This is a genomic window from Micromonospora sp. RB23, from assembly GCF_053585025.1.
Genome location: NZ_CM132111.1, coordinates 939585 through 960068, shown reverse-complemented (window position 1 = coordinate 960068; position 20484 = coordinate 939585). Strand labels below are relative to the sequence as shown.

The 20484-nt window shown below is 69.3% G+C and carries 16 protein-coding genes; 9 read left to right on the top strand and 7 right to left on the bottom strand.

What is annotated here, in order from left to right; translation table 11 throughout:
• The 4 genes from ACTFTM_RS04385 to ACTFTM_RS04370 are packed head-to-tail and all read right to left on the bottom strand — an operon-like array spanning position 1 to position 3701.
• Complete coding sequence (locus ACTFTM_RS04385; protein WP_449564583.1) at positions 1-729, bottom strand: hypothetical protein; 729 nt, start codon at positions 727-729, stop codon at positions 1-3.
• Positions 726-1349, bottom strand: a complete 624-nt coding sequence (locus tag ACTFTM_RS04380; protein WP_449564582.1) for a hypothetical protein — start codon at positions 1347-1349, stop codon at positions 726-728. Before ACTFTM_RS04380 ends, ACTFTM_RS04385 begins: the two co-directional genes overlap by 4 nt.
• Complete coding sequence (locus tag ACTFTM_RS04375; RefSeq protein WP_449564581.1) at positions 1325-3229, bottom strand: radical SAM protein; 1905 nt, start codon at positions 3227-3229, stop codon at positions 1325-1327. Before ACTFTM_RS04375 ends, ACTFTM_RS04380 begins: the two co-directional genes overlap by 25 nt.
• A gap of 37 nt (positions 3230-3266) precedes the next feature.
• On the bottom strand, positions 3267-3701 hold the full coding sequence (locus ACTFTM_RS04370) for an NUDIX hydrolase (protein WP_449564580.1): 435 nt from the start codon (positions 3699-3701) through the stop codon (positions 3267-3269).
• Between the two features lie 535 nt (positions 3702-4236).
• Between ACTFTM_RS04370 and ACTFTM_RS04365 the strand changes: the two genes are divergently transcribed.
• The gene (locus ACTFTM_RS04365; RefSeq protein WP_449566533.1) at positions 4237-5613 is read left to right on the top strand and encodes a helix-turn-helix domain-containing protein; all 1377 of its coding nucleotides are present in this window, start codon (positions 4237-4239) and stop codon (positions 5611-5613) included.
• 5 nt (positions 5614-5618) lie between these two features.
• On the opposite strand, the gene ACTFTM_RS04360 is transcribed toward ACTFTM_RS04365, so the two are convergent.
• Positions 5619-7421: a S9 family peptidase gene (locus ACTFTM_RS04360; RefSeq protein WP_449564579.1), complete on the bottom strand. Its 1803-nt coding sequence runs from the start codon at positions 7419-7421 to the stop codon at positions 5619-5621.
• A 364-nt stretch (positions 7422-7785) separates the two neighbouring features.
• Between ACTFTM_RS04360 and ACTFTM_RS04355 the strand changes: the two genes are divergently transcribed.
• From ACTFTM_RS04355 to ACTFTM_RS04335, 5 genes are read left to right on the top strand one after another with little or no spacing between them, the layout of a single operon-like run.
• A complete protein-coding gene (locus ACTFTM_RS04355; RefSeq protein ID WP_449564578.1) occupies positions 7786-9189 on the top strand; it encodes an APC family permease in 1404 nt (467 codons plus the stop codon).
• On the top strand, positions 9186-10199 hold the full coding sequence (locus ACTFTM_RS04350) for an acetamidase/formamidase family protein (RefSeq protein WP_449564577.1): 1014 nt from the start codon (positions 9186-9188) through the stop codon (positions 10197-10199). The genes ACTFTM_RS04355 and ACTFTM_RS04350 overlap by 4 nt, the downstream gene beginning before the upstream one ends.
• A gap of 11 nt (positions 10200-10210) precedes the next feature.
• Positions 10211-10894: a GOLPH3/VPS74 family protein gene (locus ACTFTM_RS04345; protein WP_449564576.1), complete on the top strand. Its 684-nt coding sequence runs from the start codon at positions 10211-10213 to the stop codon at positions 10892-10894.
• A 31-nt stretch (positions 10895-10925) separates the two neighbouring features.
• Positions 10926-11900, top strand: coding sequence for a hypothetical protein (locus tag ACTFTM_RS04340; RefSeq protein ID WP_449564575.1), 975 nt, complete (start codon positions 10926-10928; stop codon positions 11898-11900).
• Positions 11901-11959: 59 nt separating this feature from the next.
• Positions 11960-12610 (top strand): GNAT family N-acetyltransferase, encoded by a 651-nt coding sequence (locus ACTFTM_RS04335; protein ID WP_449564574.1) that lies wholly within the window; start codon positions 11960-11962, stop codon positions 12608-12610.
• A gap of 223 nt (positions 12611-12833) precedes the next feature.
• On the opposite strand, the gene ACTFTM_RS04330 is transcribed toward ACTFTM_RS04335, so the two are convergent.
• Complete coding sequence (locus ACTFTM_RS04330) at positions 12834-14303, bottom strand: tyrosine-type recombinase/integrase (protein WP_449564573.1); 1470 nt, start codon at positions 14301-14303, stop codon at positions 12834-12836.
• Positions 14304-14503: 200 nt separating this feature from the next.
• The gene (locus tag ACTFTM_RS04325) at positions 14504-14827 is read right to left on the bottom strand and encodes a helix-turn-helix domain-containing protein (protein ID WP_449564572.1); all 324 of its coding nucleotides are present in this window, start codon (positions 14825-14827) and stop codon (positions 14504-14506) included.
• A 1825-nt stretch (positions 14828-16652) separates the two neighbouring features.
• Between ACTFTM_RS04325 and ACTFTM_RS04320 the strand changes: the two genes are divergently transcribed.
• The 3 genes from ACTFTM_RS04320 to ACTFTM_RS04310 all read left to right on the top strand — a co-directional run bounded on the left by ACTFTM_RS04320 (position 16653) and on the right by ACTFTM_RS04310 (position 20469).
• Positions 16653-17519, top strand: a complete 867-nt coding sequence (locus ACTFTM_RS04320) for a hypothetical protein (RefSeq protein WP_449564571.1) — start codon at positions 16653-16655, stop codon at positions 17517-17519.
• A 416-nt stretch (positions 17520-17935) separates the two neighbouring features.
• A complete protein-coding gene (locus ACTFTM_RS04315; RefSeq protein WP_449564570.1) occupies positions 17936-18904 on the top strand; it encodes a replication-relaxation family protein in 969 nt (322 codons plus the stop codon).
• Positions 18905-19530: 626 nt separating this feature from the next.
• Positions 19531-20469, top strand: coding sequence for a replication-relaxation family protein (locus ACTFTM_RS04310; RefSeq protein ID WP_449564569.1), 939 nt, complete (start codon positions 19531-19533; stop codon positions 20467-20469).
• Positions 20470-20484: the final 15 nt, after the last annotated feature.

Sequence of the window (20484 nt, the reverse complement as noted above, 5' to 3'; positions counted from 1 at the left end):
CTAGTCCTTTTCGGCGATCAGCCAGCTGATAAATTTCGCGACCCGGCCGAGGGTGACCGGTTCGGTGCCGTGGGTGAGCTGGGAGCCGTAGAGCAGGGCAGTGCCCGGGGCCGGGCTCACGCTCCAGCGGGTTCGGGGCATGGCCGTATACCAGTCCGCAGAGTGGTCGGCGCCGTCGTGGGCCAGCCACATACCGTCCGTGAAGCCGTGTCCCTGGGCGTCGTGGTCCAGGCGGGTGTTCCACAGGCGGTCGCTGGACGTGCTTTCGACGTAGAACGCACCGCCGGTCTCCGCCTCGTGGATCACGACGCTGATGCCGGCGATCTGTCGCGGCCAAGCGAGTGGGTCGGGGGCGATGCCGTCGAGGTGGCCAGTGATGTGCTGGCCGGGGCCGTACTCAACGTAGGTCCACGGCCGGCAGGCGGTGATCGATGGCATGACGCGGGACAGAGCGGGGCGGGCGCGGTCGAAGGCGTGCTGAAGTAGCGCCTCGGCTCTGTCCGGGATCCTCGCAACCTCGATCCGTCCGGCCGGCTCGTAGACGGCCATGGCTTGCTCGTTGGACTGTCCGGGGATCTCATGGATAGAGGTGGCCCGCTTCGCGCCGAAGCGGAGTCGGGCCTCTTCGGTGAGGAAGTCGTTCATCATGGCGGCGAGCCGGTCCCGCTCCTCGGCGTCGACGAATCCCTCGACGCTGCCGACCGCGACGGTCTCGGCGATGTGGATCACGAGCCGGTCCTCCTCGTCTCGAGCACCCGGCGGACGTCGTCCAGGCCGGTGCAGTGATTGAGCCAACTGGCCACAGGGCGGTGGCCGTCAGTGATCGGGCTGGCCCATAGAGCCAGCAGTTCTCCCGTCAGCGGCAGCTCCTCCGCGCCAGGCAGCGCCTCTGATTCGGTCAGCCTGTCCAGTGCCCGGCACCAGGCCGCGTGCTGTGTGGCGAAGGCCTGCCCCAGCCGTGCCGCCGTTGCCAGTTGGCAGGAGCGCAGGAGCGTTTCGGCAGGCTCAGCCCGCTGGTAGCTGCGGTGCTCGATAGTTGCCCATCCAGCCCCGACCGCTGCGGCGGCGGCCACAACGCGGCAGGTGGCACAGCACGTGTCCTTGGCCTTCGGGCACGGGTGATCGTGCGCGGGGAGGGTGGTGGCGACCTCGACGAGAGCCGCCCAGGCGGAGTCCGTCAACAACTCGCTGATGGTGCCGCGGTCCGATTCCGGGCCATGGTTGCAGCACACCGGACCAGGCCGGCTCGGGGCGCTGGGAGCGAGCGAGGGCTCGATGAACAGGGCGTGGAAGTACACGATCCGCCCCAGCAACTGATGGATCGTCAGCGAGGCTGCGACGCTACCCATGCCGCCTCCTCACTGGTCGAAGCAGTGCTCTGAGGCGCTGGGCAATAGCAGCCGTCCTCGGTGGGCCGCTCGCCGCACAGCGCGTCGGTGACGGCGCGGGTGGCCGCGTCAACGGCGTCGAAGTACGCCGGCCAGCCGTGCCCAGGACGCGGGCCCAGCACCAGGTCGAGTACGGGGCTCGTGCGTCCGGTGGTCTCACACGTCAGCTCCGCCCGTCCGATGGCCACCTGCACCGCAGCGGGCAGGTCGGTGGTCACAGCGGTGACGGCGCGGCATAGGGCGGCAGCGGCTCGCGCGTACTCGGTCCGGTTACGCGGAAAGATGCCGACCCGGCGTTCGGCGGGTGGCAGATCAAGGCCTGGATAGAGATGTCCCTGGCAGCTGTCGTACGTGATCAGGCGCCAGTCCTGGGTGACAGCGTCGACGAGAGGGCGGACGCCGGGCTCGATCGCCTCTCGCCACTGCGGGTGGGCCGGGTCGACGTCGTCGGCTTCGTGCACGCCGGGCAGGCCGACGGTGTTGATGTTGCCGTGCGAGCTGGTGCGCAGCCGCACATGCGGACGGTCCGCCTCGGCGTGGTCCCAGCGGGCGAGGAAGGAGCCGACGTCACGCATGCTGTTCGGCGTACGTGGGCGTAGGCGCACGCTGCGACACCAGGCACCTTCCGGGTGTGCGGGCTGAGCGAGGAGTGCAGCGATGCCGTCGATCATCCGCATCCGGTAGTCGCAGTAGGCGTCCTGGTCGCCGGCCTGGTCCTGGCGCCAGCGGGTGGCCACGCAGCCGCCGCCGCAGGTGGACCGGTACGCGCAGGTGGTGCACCTCCCCATGAGCGTCTTGCCCTGGTTCAGCAGCGGCAGCCGCCGCTGAGCCGCGACGACCGCGTTCTGCCCGAGAGTCTGGTCCAGAAAGGCGAGTTGGGCCTGCGGCCAGGGCAGCTCGTCACAACTGCCGAGCCGCCCGTCCGGATACAGCGTGAAGACGTGGTCGCACTTCAGGTTGGAGAAGTGGCAGAAGCCGGTGTCCAGTCCGCGCAGCCGTCGGATGGTGGAGACGGCCGGTTCCAGTTTCAGCCGGGTGAAGTGCCCAGCGCCGATCCAGCGGACGGTGGCGGCGAGCACGAATTCTGCGTACTGGCCCGGGGTGGTCGCCCATCCCGGGCCTTGCGGGCCACGCAGAGCAGCGCGCTGAAGGAGTCGGCTCGCGGGAAGACGCTGCCCTCGGGCAGCGGTGGGGCCTTGGACGGAGGCATCGAAGCAGGGCACGAAGCTGACAGCGTTGACCGCTTCGAAGCCAGCGAGGTGGTCCAAGACGGCTTCGGCGCGGCCGAGCACGGTCGGGGTGACCGCAGCGATCAATCCGACCCTCCGTCCGCGCTCGGCCAGCAGGCGCAGCGCGGCGGCCACGCGTGGGTACACCGCTTGGCCGTCGTAACCGACCCGCCAGGCGTTGCCCGCCTCGTCTCCGTCGAGGGAGATGCCGATCTGGAGCCGCGGGTACAGGGCGTCGATCAGATCCAGCCACTGCTCATCGAGCAACACGCCGTTGGTTTGCATCGACACCCGCACCACTTTGGGCTGGGACGCGAGTTCACGCAGTACCTCGGCGACGTGGTCGCGTCCGGCGGTCAGCGGCTCACCACCATGTAGTTCGACAGCTAGCGGGCGCCCCGAGAAGAGTTCGGTGAGCCGAACCACTTGACCGGCGTCGATCCGGGCTCCCCCCGGGACCTCCTTGCGCTTCTCGTAGCAGTACAGGCAGTCGATGTCGCAGGTCTCACCCCGTAGCTTGAGGATCACCGACACGGCACTGTCGGCGTCTTCGACGTCGAGGCCGCGGTACAGGTGGGCCATCGGATCGTGCTGATCGGTGGTGCCGTGCATCGGCTGCCTCCCAGGGGTGGGCGTGACCGGGCGGGGATCAGTCGTAGAGGCGTCCCAGCAGGGCGCCCTGGCCGGACTGGAGGATGTGGGCGGCCTCCAGCGGAATCCAGAAGCATTCGAAGTGCGTCGGCTCCTGCTCCCCGTCGTGGTCCTCCTGGCTCATCCACCGCTCCGATGTCGGCTCGGTCAGTTCCAGGTGGAAGACGTGGCGACGCTGGAGCTCGAACCGGTACGGGCTGATGTCGTACTCGGTTTCGCCGAGCTTCCGCACGATCTTGAAGTCCTTCAGGCCGGTCTCCTCACGGGCCTCGCGTAGCGCCGCCGCCTCCGGCGTCTCGCCGGCGCGGACGCTGCCGGCCGGGACCTGGATACCGACTTCCTCGTAGCTGTAGTCGGTGTGCCGGAATACCAGCAGCTTGCCGTCTCGTACGACGTAGCAGAGGACCTTTTCCTTGGTGACCCGCTCCGGCATGTGAAAACCCCTCATCATTCGTTGACTTCAGAAGCTCGTAGGCCCGCACGTATCAACGGAACTGCATTCGGTATTGATCAGCGCCCGCCGGCCGTTGGGCAAACGAGCTTGAGTCTAGGTCTGGTGACCGAACGCCACGCAAAGCCAAGTAAGCCGTTCGCAGGGGCAGTGCGCTCGTCTCATCGCCTGATGCCAGAGCTGCGGGCTCTATCCCAGTCCCAGCACCCGTCACGACCAAGGAGGAGGGTCTACCCTCGTGCTTCATAACCACCTCCGAGGGTCTCTCAAGATCCGAAGCGGATTGACGGGTGGCCGGCACCCCGTCCTCCACACCCTCGCCCTTCGAGCCGCAGTCGTGAACACCGAGCATGCGGACGGAGTGGTTGTCCGCATGGCGCTCGCCCCGTGAGCGGGTTCGGATCGACACCCTTTCGTCGTTCCTGGTTGCGCCGCGCCGAACGCTGAGTGACCCTATGTGCGCGATGTCCACGCTGCTCAATGCCATCCGGAAGTGGGCAGCCTGAAAGGCGGTGTCATGGGCCAGACCCCGCGGGCGCTTCAACCGTCCATGTCTGAGCGACACTTCTTCGGCGCCGAGTTGCGTCGGCTGCGGGAGCACGCCGGCTTTTCGCAGGCGCGGCTGGGTGCCATGATCCGATTCAGTGCCGACCTGGTGCGTCGAATCGAGACGGCGGACCGGTTCCCCTCGCGGGACTTCGTCGAGGCATGCGACAAGGCGTTGACGACCGGTGGCGCCTTGATGCGCCTGCTACCGCTGCTCGAGAAGAATCGGGTCAACGCGGCCAAGCTAGCGACGGCGCCGACGGGCGCCATCACCCTGCTCTCCACTCAGCCGGCGGATACCTCGGGTTTGACCGACATGGTCGTCCGGGTTCCGTTCCAGCCAGGTGTCCTCGATCGCGCCGCTCTGGACTGGCTAAACGCTGCTGCGGGGCCCCGACTGTCTGCGGCCGGCCGGCCCGGCTCACCTGATCAGGTTCGCGAGGAGGACCTCAGCTCCGCTGAGACCGCTCTGGCGATGTTCCGGCAGCTGGACCACACCCACGGTGCCGGACGAGTCCATGCCCAGGTGCAGCGGTACGTCGAAGGCGAGCTAAACCGATTGCTGGCAAACAGCCCCGCCTCGGAAGCGATCGGTCGGCGCCTGTACAGGCTGGCGGCGGGCTTCTTCGAACTGTGCGGGTATCAGGCAGTCGACACCGGAGCCCACGGTCTCGCGCAGCGCCGCTACTTGCGCGCTCTGCGGCTGACGCAGGCCGCCGACGACTGCCTCTACGGCAGCTACCTGCTCGCCGTGAACATCGGCCACCTGGCACTGCACTGCGGTCATCCCGAGCCGGCGCTGCGGATGGCGCTCACGGCGGTGAGGGGTAGTGAGACTCAGGCGACGCCCGCCGTGGAAGCCGCGCTACACGCCGTGGTGGCGCGGACGTACGCCCGCCTCGGACGCGAGAGCGACTGCATGGCCCACCTCGAAGTCGCAGAGAGGCAACTGAATCGCAGCAGGACCGAGGACGAGCCGCTGTGGATCCAGTACTTCGAGCCGGCCTATCTCGCCGACGAGCTTGCCCACTGTTTCCATGATCTGGGCCGGCCGCAGCAGACCCAACGGCACCTGGGCGATGCCCTTGCCGCGCTAAGTCCCACACATGTCCGCCGACTGGCCATCGACACCGCACTCCTGGCCTCATCGTTGGCTGCCGCTGGCCGCATCGACGAAGCCTGCGCTGCCGGCCGAATGGCGGTGGATCATGCCGCGCGGACCACCTCGCACCGCTGTTTAGAGCGCATCGTTGAGGTGCAAGCCGATCTTGAGCCCTACCGGTGTGAGCCGGAGGTCCGTGAGTTCGGCGAGTACGTGCGTTCTCAACTACCGCTGGCTGCGGTGTAGTTCCCTTAATCGGCAGCCGCAGCCGTCATCACGAAACGGTAGTGCGCGAGTTCCGCTTCCAGCGCCGTGCCCGCCTGGGTGGAGGTCGCGACGTAGTGGCCGACGTCGGGGAGAAGCAGCATGTCGTGGGGCACGCTGTGAGCTGTCAGCTGATCGGCGAGTTCCCGCACATCCTCGACCACAGCCACGTCACCGGCGGTGCCGTGGACGAGCAGCACCGGCCGCTGAACGGTTGCGGCGTTGACCCGCCCGGCACCGCCTCGCAGCCGTCTGGCGTGCGCGCGCTGGAAGCGGGGCACGGTTTCCGCCCAACGGTCGGGATCCACGATCGCTGACACGGCCGTGGCGGCAGCGAACGGACCGCTCTGCGCCACGGCGTGCAGGGCCGTGTATCCGCCGGCGCTGGCTCCGCGAATGAAGACTTGACCCGGTACGGCTCGTCCTGTTGCGAGCAGGTGGTCCGCCACCGCCGCGCAGTCATCAACGTCGTCGAGGCCCCACCGGCCGTACAGCGCTTCCCGGAAGACCCGGCCGTACCCGGTGCTGCCGAGATAGTCGACGTCCACGACGGCGAACCCCCGACTGGTGAAGAACTGCGCCTGCCAGTCCAAGCGCAGGAGGCACGAGGCGGTCGGCCCAGGATGCGCCCTCACGATCACCGGTGCCCGCCAGTCCGCCGCCGAGGCCGTTGGCGGATACACCAAGGCAATTACCTCTCGATCACCCGCGACATGAACCCGCAGTTCCGTCGGCGTCGATACTTGCGCCTCGTCGAGTTTGGCGTGCTCCGACCGGGCAAGCACCTCCACCTGAGGATCGGCGGCCGTGAGGTGCACGAGCGCGACCTGTGGGGCCGCAGTCGGCGACGCCCCGATCAATGCCACCGTCGTTCCTTGAACGGCCAGATAGGGCTTGATGGACGTATATGGAAGGTCGACCGGGCGAACAGTGCCGTCAGGGTCGATGACGACGAGGCGGTGCCGCGGTCCGTCCTGCACCGCCACGACGATCCGGCCGTCGTCAAGGAAGTCATACGACGCGTAGCCCAGCTCCCACGGCTCTGCGGCGCACTCACCCGCGATCGGTGCCACCCGCTTCACCTGGTGGCCGTCCCACCGGTAAAGGTTCCACCAGCCACTGCGGTCTGACACGAAGTACAACGCCCCGTCGGGACCCCACCTAGGCTCGACCGCCGACTCTTCCGAACCGCCGGCGAGCATTACCGGGTTCCCGACCTGGCCACGCGGCGAGTAGGAGGCGACCCATATCTCACACCTATCCCAAGGCATGTCGGGCTCGCTCCAAGTGGTCCAGGCCAACATGCCTGAACCCGGCCGCGGTGCGCCGAGAAATCCCCGGCATGTTGCGAGAGCCCGTATGTCCGGGACGCCTGTGAGCGACACCGCGATGAGGTCGTCACCATGCTCTGACTCCCGCACAGCCAGTAACTCGCCGTCGCCAATCGTCAGGTCGCCGAAGGATCCCAGACTGACCAACTCGAGTTGATCGTCGTGAAGACGGCTCCGGTAAAGGCCGTCTCCGCCGACGCACCACAACGTCCCGTCAATGACAGCGAACGCCCCGCCTCCGTACGCGTGAACGCCGCTGGTGACGTCGAAGCCCTCCGGACTGACGTCTCGCGCACCCTCGCCGGGCCGCCAACATGTCACCGTCGCGACCCCGCCGACTTCGGGGCGGGTCTCCAACCAGTACAGCGCGCCATCCCCGGCACGCAGCTGGTCATAGCTCACAGAGGCGCGAACCGCGTCCTCCGTCGAGACCACAGCGATCCTGTCCGCCAGCCTCACGGGTCCTCCTCGAACAACTTCCGTAGGCGACCGTAAGACAGCGCCCTCGTCGACCGGCCTCCGGGGCGCCGGCAACGGCATAGAAGAAGTTGTCGTGCCGCCGAGCCGGCCCGAGTGCTCCCCAGACACGGTCGACTCTACGCGCAAGCACTTCGTCCCTGCCGCTGGACGGTACGGCTCGAACTGCCACTGGGCCGCTCAAGTTCCGAGCGACAAATTCGATGCGGACAACTTCCCTTGTCCGCATTTTCGGTATCGACCACGCCATTCGAATCGAGCGACCATTCGGAGCGTGAAGCAATTCACGCGCGGCCCAACATTTGACGTTTTGCCGCTGCCGACACGAGCTCTCGGAAGGGGCGCAATGGTACAAGATGACTTGACACGCTACGGCTATCGTCAAGAGCTGGCCCGGAGACTTCGGTTCCGGGACCTGGTCGCGTACGGCCTCGTGTACATGGTGCCGATCGCGCCGATGGCGATCTTCGGCAGCGTGTACGCCGGCTCCGGCGGGATGGTGGCCCTGGCGTACGCCGTCGGCGTGGTGGCGTTGGTGTTCACCGCGTTCTCGTATGCACAGATGGTGAAGGCGTTCCCGATGTCGGGCAGCGTCTACAACTACGCCGGCCGGGGCATCAGCGCGCCGGTCGGTTTCCTGGCCGGCTGGGTGATCCTGCTCGACTATGTGCTCGTACCCGGGCTGCTGTATCTGGTGGCGTCGGTGGCGATGCACGCCACCGTGCCCGTGGTGCCGGTGTGGTTGTGGCTGCTCGGGTTCGTCGGGGTTAACACGGTCGTCAACTCGGTCGGGATCCGGATGACCGCGATGGTGACCCGGGTGATGCTGGTCGGGGAGTTGATCGTCCTGGCGGTTTTCCTCGCTGTCGCCGGTTGGGCTCTCGCTTCGGGCAGGGGCCGGTTCAGTTGGGACGCCTTCTACAACGCCGACACGTTCACCTGGTCCCTGGTGGCGGGTGCGGTGTCGATCGCGGTGCTGTCGTTCCTCGGCTTCGACGGGATCAGCATGTTGGCCGAGGAGACCAAGGGCGGTTCCCGGCAGATCGGCCGGGCGATGGCCGCCGTGCTCGTCCTGGCCGGTGTGCTGTTCATCGCCCAGACGTGGCTGGCCGCGATGCTCGTCCCGAACCCCGGCGCCCTCCTCGCGGAGGGCGACGTGAACGGCACCGCCTTCTACGACGCCGCGGCCGTGGCCGGCGGGGGCTGGCTGGCGACCGTGTGTGCGGTGGCGACGGCGATCGCGTGGGGCCTGCCGAACTCGATGGTCGCCCAGGTCGCCACCTCCCGCCTGCTGTACGCGATGGCAAGAGACCGGCAACTTCCTGCCTTCTTGGCGAAGGTGTCCATCCGCCGGAACGTGCCGATCAACGCGACCCTGCTCACCGGCTTCGTGTCCCTGGTGCTCGGCCTGTACATGGCGACCCGGGCGGACGGGATCACGCTGCTGTCATCGCTGATCAACTTCGGGGCGATGGTCGCCTTCCTGGTCCTGCACGTCTCCGTGGTCGTGCACCACCTCATCCGCCGGCGTAGCGGCAACTGGTGGGCGCACCTAGTCATGCCCGGGATCGGGTTCGTGATCCTCGCCTACGTGGTGGTCAACGCCAACATCGCAGCCCAGCGCCTCGGCCTAGCCTGGCTCGCCCTCGGCATGGTCGTTCTCGCCGGCCTGTACCTGTCCGGCCGCCGGCCCGCGCTGTCGGGTCTGGCGCCCGCGCAGCCGCAGGCCCGCCACGTGGAGCGGGTGTGACCAGCATGGACACGATCACCTACCGGCCGGCCCGCGACGAGTTGGCCTACACCTTCGGCGGTCGGATGCCGGTGGCTCACGTCCGCTCGGGCGACGTGCTGCAGGTGCACACCGAGGATTGCTTCGGCGGTCTCGTGCGCGGTCCGGCGGACCTGCCGTCGCAGGTGTGCCGGATGCCGTACCTGAATCCGGTGTCCGGGCCGTTCTTCGTCGAGGACGCCGAACCCGGTGACACCCTCGCCGTCCATCTCGCCTCGATCGTCCCCACCCGGGGCTGGGGTGTGTCATCGACGTTCCCGCACTTCGGGGCGCTGACCTCCACCGCCCAGACCGCGACGCTACAAGAGCCGCTGCAGGAGCGGGTGTGGGTGTACGACATCGACCGGCACGCTGGCACGGTCGGCTTCCACGCCACGGCCAGCGACCATTCAGTGAAGCTGCCGCTGGACCCGATGATCGGCACGATCGGGGTCGCTCCTGGCGGGTTCGAGGCCCGTTCCACGATCGTCCCTGACTCCCATGGCGGGAACCTGGACACCCCGCAGGTGCGCGCCGGCGCCACCCTCTACCTCGGGGTGAACGTGCACGGGGCGATGCTCGCCCTCGGCGACGGGCACGCCCGCCAGGGCGAGGGTGAGGCCTGCGGGGTCGGGGTGGAGATCGCCACGACCACCACCCTGGTCATCGAGGTCATCAAGGGCACCCGGACGGTGTGGCCCCGCCTGGAGACCGACACGTGGATCATGTCGGTCGGCTGCGCCCGGCCGTTGGAGGACGCCTACCGGATCGCCCACCGCGACCTGGTCGGCTGGACCAGCACGCTCACCGGTTTGGACGAGCTCGACGCCTACCAGCTGATCTCGCAGGCCGGCAGGGCGCCGATCGGCAATGTGTGCGACCCGAACTACACGGTCCTGGCCGCCGTGGACAAGGCGCTGCTTCCGCACCCGGCCGCCGCTTACACGGGGGTGCACGCCCGGCTGCGCCAGCATGCGGCCGGGCTGCGGTAGGAGCTGCCGCGATGAGCGCGTCGATGCCTCAGCTGCCGTTGCGGGACGAGTTGTTCCTGCTCGGCCACAACGACGACACCGGCCAACCCCACATCCACCGCCAGGCCCTCGCACTTGGGATGGCCGGCGCGGTCCTGACCGACCTCTTCCTGGCCGGGCGAATCGCGCTCGACGACCCGCACGACGACACCCGCCCGGCCGGCGACCGGCGGATCCGGCTCCGCCTCGATCGGCCCGTTGGCGACCTGGTCGCCGAGACGGCCATCGCCTCGGTCCGCTACGCCAACCCCGCCCCGACGCTGCGGGGCTGGCTGACATGGTTCGCCGAGGACCTGTACGAACGCACCCGCGCCGGCCTGCACGCCGGCGGGATCCTGCACCGCACCAGCCGCCGCCGGCTCGGCGGGCTCGCCCGCACCGACGTCTACCTCGCCACCGACACCAAATGGGCGGTCGTGGCCCGATCCCGGCTGCGCTATCTCGCCGCAGGCCGGGAGCCGCCGGACAACCACACCGCCGCCCTCGCCGGCCTCGTCGCCGTCCTCGGCCTCGCCACCCACCTCTACCTCGACGACACCAACGCCGTCGCCGCCCAGCTGCGGGCGATCGCCGAGCAGCACTACCGGCCCGTCCGCGACATCACCGCCGCGGTCGACGCCGCAGTCGGTGACCTCGCCACCGCCGCATACCGCTGACCCCCGCCACAGACTCCCGGAGCCATCGACCGTGATCCACCTACCTCACCCACCCTCGACACCCACGGACCTGCCGGGCCACTGGCGTCGGCGGCCCGCCGTCAGAATCGCTGCCGCGCTGTGCGTGCTGGGCCTGCTCGCCGCTGCCGCCCTCGTGCCCGGATGGGCCGCCACGCACACCCCCGCACCGCAGAGCGGCCGCTGGCAGGTCACCTCGCCCGCCCGAACAAGTACCCCACCGTGCGGGATCCCCGCACCGCTGACCGCCGCCGAACTGCGCGCCCTCGCCGCGCGGACCGCTGCGACGCCACCCACCGCCCTACCCGCACCGCGGCCAGCCGACCATGTGCTCCCCCAGGTCGCCGCCGAGGCGCACTGCGACGTCCCGGGACGGTTCTCGTTCGTGCTGATACGGCAATGGGCCGCCGACACTCGCATCGACGCGGGACGCGCGACCAGCACCGTCGTGGTCTTCGAAGAGCGGCACTGGCGCGCCGACAACGGCTCCGGACGGGCCATCAGCCTGCGTCATCCGCCCGGCCCACAACCCACCACCGACGAGACCTACCAGCCGGGCACGCTCGATGGAACCATCGGCCCCATCGCCGTCGACACCACCGGCCTCACCGCACAGATCAGCAGCATCTCGCCGCCGTTCCTCGGCGCACCGGCAGTCCTGGACGCCATCGCCGGCCTGACGTCGTGGCGCACACCCGACCGCGACGCCCGCACCGCGGTCCTCACTCTGTTGAGCCACACCAACGGGCTCACCTACCACCCGGCGGTACGAGACCGCGCCGGGCGCACCGGTGCCGGCGTCAGCGCCACAAGCGACGACGGCACCACCCGCGGCCTGCTCATCCTGCACCCCAGCACCGGCGAGGTCCTCGCCTACGAACGGGCCCACTTCACGCCATCACAGCGCGGCCACCCCCGCACCGGCGACGTCGAGGACTACCTGCTGTTCACCATCCACACCCGCACGAGCGGCACCAACACACCCTGACACCGCCCCGCCGATCACGCCGCAACCCCCATCCGCTTCCGACCTGTGAAGGAATCCTCATGGACGTCACTGCTCGCATCCGCGCCGCCCGCTGGGCCGACAAGGACAAGGTCGCCGCGCTCATCGCCGATGCCCTGCACCCCGACCCGCTGGCCGCCTGGCTAGTGCCCGAGGCGACCCACCGGCGCCGCATCCTCACCGAGGTGGCGGTGATCTGGGTGGAACACGCCATGTTCTACGGCGACACCCACGTCACCGACGACCTGAACGCCGCCGCAGTCGGTTTCCACCGCTACCGCAGCATCCCACCACCGGCGAACTACCGCAGCCGCCTCACCGACGCAGCCGGCGACCATGCGGAGCGGTTCGAGATCCTCGACGGGCTGCTCAGCGCACGCCGTCCCACCGAACCGCACTACCACCTGGCATTCCTCGCCGTCGCCCCCGCCGCCCAGCGGCAAGGTATCGGCGCGGCGATGCTCGCCCACCACCGCGACAGACTCGACCGCATCGACCTGCCGTCGTGGACCGACACCACCGGCGAGCGCCAAGGCCTCTACACCCGCTACGGCTACACCCCGCAGCAAGCCATCCGGCTGCCCGACGGCCCGGCCGTCACCCCGATGCGCCGCACCCCTACGCCGGGATCCCATCCCCTGGACACCATCAGCGCGGCCGGTAGCTCGCAGGCCAGAGGCCTGGGCGTTTGATCCGCACGATGGCCTCACGAACCGAACCGTGGCCGATCCTGCGCCATGTAACCCGTGGTCTCGGACGGGAATGTCCCGGTGGCGGGCGCGACGAGCGTCGCCCGCCCGCCGCGATGCCCGCGCGCCCCACTGACCCCATCGATCAAGCCCAGAACCTACAGCGCCTCGCGTGTTCGCTCGCCTGACCGGGAGTCCGGCCGTTACCGCGTCGGTGACGGTGGGTTCACCCCGCCTTGCGGGGGCCGCGGTGCCTTTTGTTGATCTTTTCCGCGACGGCGTCGGCGGCGTCCTGGTGCAGCTGCTTGGTGACGCTCTGGTAGGTGTCGCGGGTCAGGGTCGTGGTGGAGTGGCCGAGTTGGTCGGAGAGGACCTTGATATCGACGCCGGCGTCCAGGGCGATGGTGGCGGCGCTGTGGCGCAGGTCGTGCAGCCGGATCGGCGGTAGGCCAGCCTTGCGGATGAGCCGGCGGAAGCGTTGGGTGACGGCGTTGGGGTGCCAGGGCTGCCCGTCGGGGCGGACGAAGAACAGGCCGGCGTCGGGCCACGCCGGGCCGGCGGCGAGTTGCCATTGGGCGCGGCGGGCCTTGTAGGCGGTGAGGACCTTCGCGGTGTCGGTGTCGAGGGCGACGTCACGGTTTCCGGCCCTGCTTTTGGGGGGTTTCTGCACGGGGGTGTAGCCGTGGGTGGCGATCTGGTTGTTGATGGTGGTTTCCCGGCGGTGCAGGCGGACCTCGCTGTCGCGCAGTCCGCAGGCCTCGCCGCGGCGGGGTCCGCGGTAGGCCATGTAATGCCACATGGGATGCAGGTCCGGGGCGTGCCGGGCGGCGTGGTCGAGGAAGTCGGAGACCTGTACGTCGGTCCACACCATCACCGGTCCGGGCACCTCGCCGGTGTCCTTCCAACGCTGCACGCGTTCGTCCTCCCACACGATCGGCAGCGGCCGGTCACCCGGGGTCTTGACCAGCGCGGCCGGGTTGGAGCCGACGATCAGTTCGTCGGCGAGGGCATCGTTGATGGCCTTGCGCAGGCAGGCGCGGATGCGCTGGCGGGTCGTGGGGCCGGTAGGCCGCACCCCGGCGACCGACCTGCGCACCGCCGGGTCGGGGCTGGTCTTCGCGGCGTGGATGTCGTCGCTGCGGCGTTCGATCGCGGCGAACATGGCACGGACGTGGCTGGTGCGCAGTTTGTCCAGCGGAACCTCGCCGAGGTGCGGAATCAAGTGCACCCGCACGATGGACTCGTAGCCGCCCAGGGTGTTGTCGTCCACGCTGAGGTCAGTCAGCCAGCCGGTGAGGTAGTCCGCGACGGTGGGCGCGTCAGCGAGGGGGCCGTCGCCGCGCAGCCGCTGGCGGATCCGGTCGACCTCGGGCAGGGGCCGTTTGGTGCGTGCGGCGTTCTGGAGCAGGTCGCCGATCTCGGTCCGGCGGCGCCGGTCGCCCTTGGCGAGGGCGAGCAGTTCGCGGGCGTGGTCGAGTTCGCCGGCGGCGGCCCGGCGGGTGGGTAGGCCGGAGCGGCGTAGTTGCCGGCGCGCGCCGTCGGCGGTGGGTGGAAGTTCGAGTTGGTAGGTCCAGTGGCCGTGCTCGAAACTCCAGGAGCGGTTCGGGCGGCGCAGTTTCGGGCAGTCGTTGCCGAGCGGCTTGCCGGTGTCAGGGTGGCGGCAGCCGCAGCGCTTGAAGATGCTTCCGTCAGGCATGGCAGGTGGTGCTCCTCGATCAGGTTGGGGTGCATCGGTTTCCGCTGATCGACATCCACGCGTCATCCGCGGGCACGATCAAGTCGCCGGATCCCGTCACGACAGGGGTCCGGCTGAAGAGTGGGAGGGCTGGAGCGGAGGACCCGTGTGGCTGTGGCACAAAGGCTGCACGGGTGGTGTCCGTCGGCACGGGAGGGCGCCTACGGCGGTGGGTCCAGGGCGTCGGGGTTCCGCTGCGGCGCGGACGTGTCGCGGTCGTTCAGGTGCAGGGTGGCCAGCAGCGGGGCCGTGGGTATTCGGTAGTGGGCGCCGACGCGGAAGTGCGGCACGGGGAACGCGTCGCGGCGGATCAGCTTGTAAGCGGCGGAGCGGGACATGCCGAGCACCGCCGCGGCGGTGGCCAGGTCGGTGCTGGCGCCCAGGGCGCGGATCCGCTCAGCCGTCCACGTCGGCTCCCGCTCACCGCCGGCCGCCTCATCCCCGGACTGCGGTGGCACGGTTCGAGTGCGTCTGGACGATCTCATGGTCATCTCCACATCGGTGGCTTTGGGCGTACGGCATCAGGCGCGGGGCGCACGGCAGTAAGGCCAGGTGCTCGGGAATGGATTCGGCCCTCACGGTCGGATCGCAGGAGCAGATCCGACAGGTCGTCGATCGGGCCTGGCGACATGCAGCACGGCTGACCGGGACGACTCAAGCGGTGCTCACGTCGGCGCTCGCTCATCTCCATAGCGGCTCTGCGCCGAGCCGGTCAGGGCGCTGACATTGGTAAACCCGCGCCTGTGTGCTCTGGCGAACGCCTGCCTGACTCACGGCCACTCACAGGGACTCACAGGCCGCCCGTCCGAGCGCTCACACGGGGCCGGCGCCGATACCAACGCCGATGCGCCGCCGCCTCGGCGCCAACCACCCGGACAGTGGCAGAAGTCGATGACATGGTGGGCGGCGTGGCGGTTGACGAATGCTCCGACAGCCTGTCCTCCGACGGCTCCGCCGCGGTGCCAACGTGTCACACGGCGAAGTGGCACGACCGGTCAGGAACTCATGCAAGTCGATGACAAGTTGTCCGCGAACATGTCCGTCACCGATGAGCGCGGACACCGCTGGCGAGCGGTTGACACACCCGCCTACGCGGCGCGTTGATGTCATGCCGGTTGGCCTTCGCCGTCACGGCACGGACCTCCGCCAACTTGCGCCGGTGTCACTTCAGGCCGGTGACACGCGAGGAAGAGTTGTCCCGGGCCTGATCAGCGACCTGCCGGACATTTTGTCAACGGTGAGCATCGATGACATGCGCGACGTCACGGACACCGGTCCAGGCACGGAGGACATGCTGTGCCCACCTTGAGGCCATGGCCGCGAGCACGATACCGATCGGCACTTCTCGACGTCATGTGACCGCTCGTGAACGTGTGTCCGGACGAAGTGACACAGCGCTTATGCCGACGTTCCTGTCCTCTCGGACGCGTCGCCGCCGCGCGCACGGACGACCTGTCAATCGACCGCCCTCGTTGACACCGGATCGTCCGCTTCCCCGGCGAGGCAGCCGGGACGGAGGGTTCTCCCCACTGGTGCGCACACCTCGGCGGCCGACATGGGTGAAGCGCCGAGCATGACGCCCAGGGACGGGGACGCGGCATGTGGTCGGGGTTCGCGCCACGCCGGCGTCGCCCGCTGACCTACTGAGCGTGCCGGCAGCGGATGCCACGTCGCTGTGAGTCGCTGTGAATCTTTGTGAGCGGCTGTGAGTGGGATGGTGTATGGGGTCCCGGAGAGTGTCTTGTTAGACGCTTCTCGCACCCGGCCCTACGCTCACAGCCCTGCTCAGCACCCCTCGCGCGAGGTGGCTGGCGGCGGTGCGACCTCGGCGGCGAGAACGGCTGCGGCGCACCTTTGGTGGCACGAAGTTCATCGGAGATGTCAGTCCGATGCCAGCCAAGGTGGTCCAGTGCTAACGAGAGTGATCCGATCGCGGTCGACGGACGAGATTCGCTGACCAGATGGGCGGGGTCAGCGGCTGTGAGTGACTGTGAGCCGCTGTGAGTGACTGTGAGCGGTGGGCGCGGCTCGACGATCGTGACCTCTTCGCTGAGCCGTCCGGGTGCCGCCCACGGTGCGCCTCGGTGGCTCACAGTCCTGCTCAGCCGTACCGCGGCCCCTCCGCGTCACCCGCCAGGTGCCGGACTGACGCCCGGAGTTCGGGTGGGGCGCTACGGCGGTCCGCTGGGGGCAAAAGCGGGCCTGACCTGCGCTGTGAGCGGTTGTGAGTGGGTCGTGGCGTAATCGGGATCCCAGCATCGCCGAAAAGACGGCGACCCCTCGATGGTCTCTGACCGAGGAGTACTGATCATGAGTGTGTCCGACACGATCTGGCCTGCCGCGCCCCTGGACGCTGTCGACGTGGCGTTCGCGGCGCTGACCAGCGACCCGGCGCCCCTGTCCCTCGACCTCGACATGTTCGGTCCGGATGACGGCCTGCCAAGGGGTGTCGTGGCGCTGCTGGCGCTGCGGGACTGGCTGCTGGCGAACCCGCGCGCCTACACCGCCCGCGACACGGTGTGGCGGGAGTTGATCCGTCGTGCCCGCCTGGACGGGCCGCAGTGGGTCGTCGCCGCGGTCGGCATGGCGATGCCGGCGCTGCGCCGCTACGCGAGACGGTTGTCTGACGGCTACCGCGGTGACCCCGACGACATCGGCGCGGAGATCCTCGCGGGTTTCCTGGCGGCGCTGCGTGACCACGTGGACGTGGCCCGCCGGGCGCCGTACGCGTCGTTGTGCCGGGCCGGGTGGCGCGCCGGGCACGCCTTGCGTCAGCAGGCCAGCGAGTTCGTTCTGGTTGAGGACGTGGAGCGCGTCACGGGACCGCGGACGCCGCAGGTGCCCTACGGGCATCCGGACGTGCTGGTGCGCCGCGCGGTGCGCCTGGGGATCCTCGACGCCGACGACGAGCAGCCCTACATCGACGTGCGACTGGGCCGGCGGGCCATGGACCCGATCGCGGCCCGGATGGGCATCAGCACCGACGCCCTGCGCATGCGGTTGGGTCGCATCGACACCCGCCTCGCCGAAGCCCTCGCCAGCGGCATGCTGACCGGCGCAGCGTCCCCGCAGGCCGCCGAGGCGTTGGCGGTGCAAGCCGAACGCCGGGCCAGTCTGCGCGCCGCCAGCCGCCGTCGCCTCTCCAACACTGCCGCCACGTCGACGGCAGTCGCGTAGGTCGGCTCCCTCTTCTCGCGGCGCCGTCACTTTTCCCCGGTGAGGGCTCCTGGGACGGATCACCTCAACTGGGGAAAACCCCTCGTTGTGAGTGGCTGTGAGTGGCTGTGAGTGGGGCAGGCGTTCGCCAGAGCACACAAGCGGCGGTTTGTTAATGACGGCGCCAGAAGCCGCGCTCGGATTCTCGCCGTACCGCATGAGCGGCCGGTGATCCGGCCGCGCGGACCAGCCGGTTCCGTGCCCGGGCTGCCGTCCGGGCACGGAATCGGCGATCTGGCACCGCCCTGTCACCCGCCGCGACGCACGACCGCGGTGGCGTGATCCGCCCGAGGTGTGCCGCACCGACGCGGTCGCACAGGCATTCATCCACCCCTGCCACCCCCTGCCGGGGTGGCGCCATCTTGGAGGTACCGGTCATGTCGACCACCTACCATCCCCAGTTCACTGTCCCGTCCACCCGACCGATCCCGACGGAGCTGCTCCTGGCCGAGAGCGGCCGCATGCGCCTGCCCGACTGGTGGGCCGTCGAGATGCTCGCCGAGCACCGCGTCCTGACCAGCGCGCAGCTCACCGCACTCGGCTTCGCCACCACCACGGCGTCGGCCACCCGACGTCTGGCGATCCTCGCCCGCCGCGGCTGGATCGACCGCCTCTGGAACACCGGCGCCGCGGCCACCGCCGACACCTCGTGGTGCCTCGGCCCGATCGGCGCCCAACTCACCCCACTCGACGAAGACCGCGATGTCACCCCGGCGCAGGTGTACCGAACCCGCGACCGGCTCCGCGAACACGCGGGCCTGCCCGGCCTGCTGCAGGCCAACACCTTCTTCGTCGACCTGGCCACCCACGCGCTCACCGAACCCGGTAGTGACCTACGCACCTGGTGGTCACCGCGCACCTGCCGACACGTCACCGCGGCCCGACATGCCGCCTGGCACGGCGAGTACATCCACGACCGCGACCGCCACGCGTTCTGGTACCAGCCCGACCCCGGCGAGATCCGTCCCGCCGACCTCGCCGACCACGTCCACACCTACCGGCGGCTGGCCGAACAAACCGGCCTGGCGACCCTGCTGTTCCACGCCGCCGACCCGCAGCGCGAGCAGGACCTGCGCCGCTACCTCGAGCGCCGCAACACGCGGCACCTCACCGTCGTCACCAGCAACCCCGAGCACGGCCACCCGGCCGACCCGGTCTGGCAGCCGATCGGCGAGACACACCGCCTCGCCCTGACCGATCTTCCCCACACCCCCGAGCAGTGGCCGCCCGACACCGTGACGTTCAAGGAGGTAGGGCCCCGAGCCCCACACCCCATCTACGACCCCGAGCGCCTTTACGAAGAATCCGTCGCCGACGGCGAGTACCACTACCCGCCAGGCCACTGACCAACCGACCGCTGCTCCTCGACCGGCCCACCCGGGCCGGTCGAGGAGCAGACCGGGGCGACCCACCGAAGCGATCCCCCGGTCGCTGTCAGGTGACTGCCGGCGTTGCCGTCCGCTTCGAACCCGAACGGCAACGCCGGCAGCTCTCACGCGGCAGGTCGCAGCCGCTGTGGCCAACTTCGATCGCGGCGACTGACGCTGCCCGTGTCACCGGAAGTTCGCCCCACGCGCGAGACCAGGCAGGTTGGCATGTCCAACCACGCTTGCGTACGGCGGCTGCGGACCTCCGGTTGCTTCCGCCCGCTGCGGCCGCGCGGGGAGCACCAACCTTCCACCCACTCGCACCTGCGACCTTGGAGCACCAACGATGATCAACCCGCACCGCGAACCTCACCAGCGTCACCGGCCCGGCTCACACCCACCCTCACCGCACCGTCACGCCGAACCCGTTGTGCCCGGCGTTTCAGCGGTCAGTGCCGATCTCCGTTCTACCGTCCGTCTTGATCCTGACCCCCAACCTGACCCCCCACAGCCGCTCACAGCCCAGGTCAGCCCCGCTGTCAGCAGTCTGGGACCGCTCCAGACAGACCCTCCAGTCTCGGGTCTCTCCCCCAGGGCTTGTGCCCATGGGTAAACACCTACCCGCCGCGGACCCGCTGCTGCGCCTGCAGGCCAGCATCACCGCCCGCGACGACCGGCTCCTCGGTTGGCTCTACGACCACGGCGTCCTCACCACCGACCAGATCGCCGCCGCCCTGTTCCCATCCCTGGACTTCACCCAACGCCGCCTACGCCGCCTCACCGCCCTGCGAGCGGTCGACCGGTTCCGACCCAACAAAGCAGACGGAGGCTCCCACCCCTACCACTACGTCCTGGACCAACTCGGCTACGACCACGTCCACGCCCAACGCGGACTCCCACGAGGCCGCCGCGACCAAGCCCGCCGCCGCAAACACTCCCTCACCAACCGACCGGACCTGCCGCACCTGCTCGGCGGCAACCAGGTCTTCATCGGCCTCGCCGCCCACGCCCGCACCCACCCCCACACCGACCTGTCCCGCTGGGAGCCCGCGTCGGCCTACCACGAACCCGGCACCCTCTACCGCGAAGGCGCCAACCCGAACATCATCCTCGCCGGAGCGACCGGCTTCCCCCGCCCGGACGGCGCCGGGGTGTGGACCGAACACGAACGGTCCGTGCCGTTCTTCCTCGAGTACGACACCAGCGGTGAGAACCTGCAGGTCCTCATCGACAAAATCATCAAATACGAGCGGCTCTACCTCCTGAGCACCTGGGCATGGCCGGTGCTGTTCCACCTCCCCTCAGCCCGCCGCGAGGCGAACCTGCACCACCGCCTCGCCAGCACCGACCCGAAGGCGGTCATCGCCACCACCACCGCCGAACTACGCACCGCCCTCGCAGCCAGCCCCGCCCACCAGATCTGGCAACTACCCGGCCATACCGGCCGTCACCGCCTCATCGACCTGCCCTACACCGACACCCACCACGACGACCAATACCCCACCCACGACCAGCCCACCTCCGACGAGCGGGCCGCCCAATGAGGGGGAGCGGAACAC

Excerpts from the sequence above, each read along its gene's own strand:
- ACTFTM_RS04380 (WP_449564582.1), bottom strand. The coding sequence starts at position 1,349 with ATGGGTAGCGTCGCAGCCTCGCTGACGATCCATCAGTTGCTGGGGCGG.
- ACTFTM_RS04375 (WP_449564581.1), bottom strand. The coding sequence starts at position 3,229 with ATGCACGGCACCACCGATCAGCACGATCCGATGGCCCACCTGTACCGC.
- ACTFTM_RS04370 (WP_449564580.1), bottom strand. The coding sequence starts at position 3,701 with ATGCCGGAGCGGGTCACCAAGGAAAAGGTCCTCTGCTACGTCGTACGA.
- ACTFTM_RS04365 (WP_449566533.1), top strand. The coding sequence starts at position 4,237 with ATGGGCCAGACCCCGCGGGCGCTTCAACCGTCCATGTCTGAGCGACAC.
- ACTFTM_RS04355 (WP_449564578.1), top strand. The coding sequence starts at position 7,786 with ATGGTACAAGATGACTTGACACGCTACGGCTATCGTCAAGAGCTGGCC.
- ACTFTM_RS04345 (WP_449564576.1), top strand. The coding sequence starts at position 10,211 with ATGAGCGCGTCGATGCCTCAGCTGCCGTTGCGGGACGAGTTGTTCCTG.
- ACTFTM_RS04335 (WP_449564574.1), top strand. The coding sequence starts at position 11,960 with ATGGACGTCACTGCTCGCATCCGCGCCGCCCGCTGGGCCGACAAGGAC.
- ACTFTM_RS04330 (WP_449564573.1), bottom strand. The coding sequence starts at position 14,303 with ATGCCTGACGGAAGCATCTTCAAGCGCTGCGGCTGCCGCCACCCTGAC.
- ACTFTM_RS04325 (WP_449564572.1), bottom strand. The coding sequence starts at position 14,827 with ATGAGATCGTCCAGACGCACTCGAACCGTGCCACCGCAGTCCGGGGAT.
- ACTFTM_RS04320 (WP_449564571.1), top strand. The coding sequence starts at position 16,653 with ATGAGTGTGTCCGACACGATCTGGCCTGCCGCGCCCCTGGACGCTGTC.
- ACTFTM_RS04315 (WP_449564570.1), top strand. The coding sequence starts at position 17,936 with ATGTCGACCACCTACCATCCCCAGTTCACTGTCCCGTCCACCCGACCG.
- ACTFTM_RS04310 (WP_449564569.1), top strand. The coding sequence starts at position 19,531 with ATGGGTAAACACCTACCCGCCGCGGACCCGCTGCTGCGCCTGCAGGCC.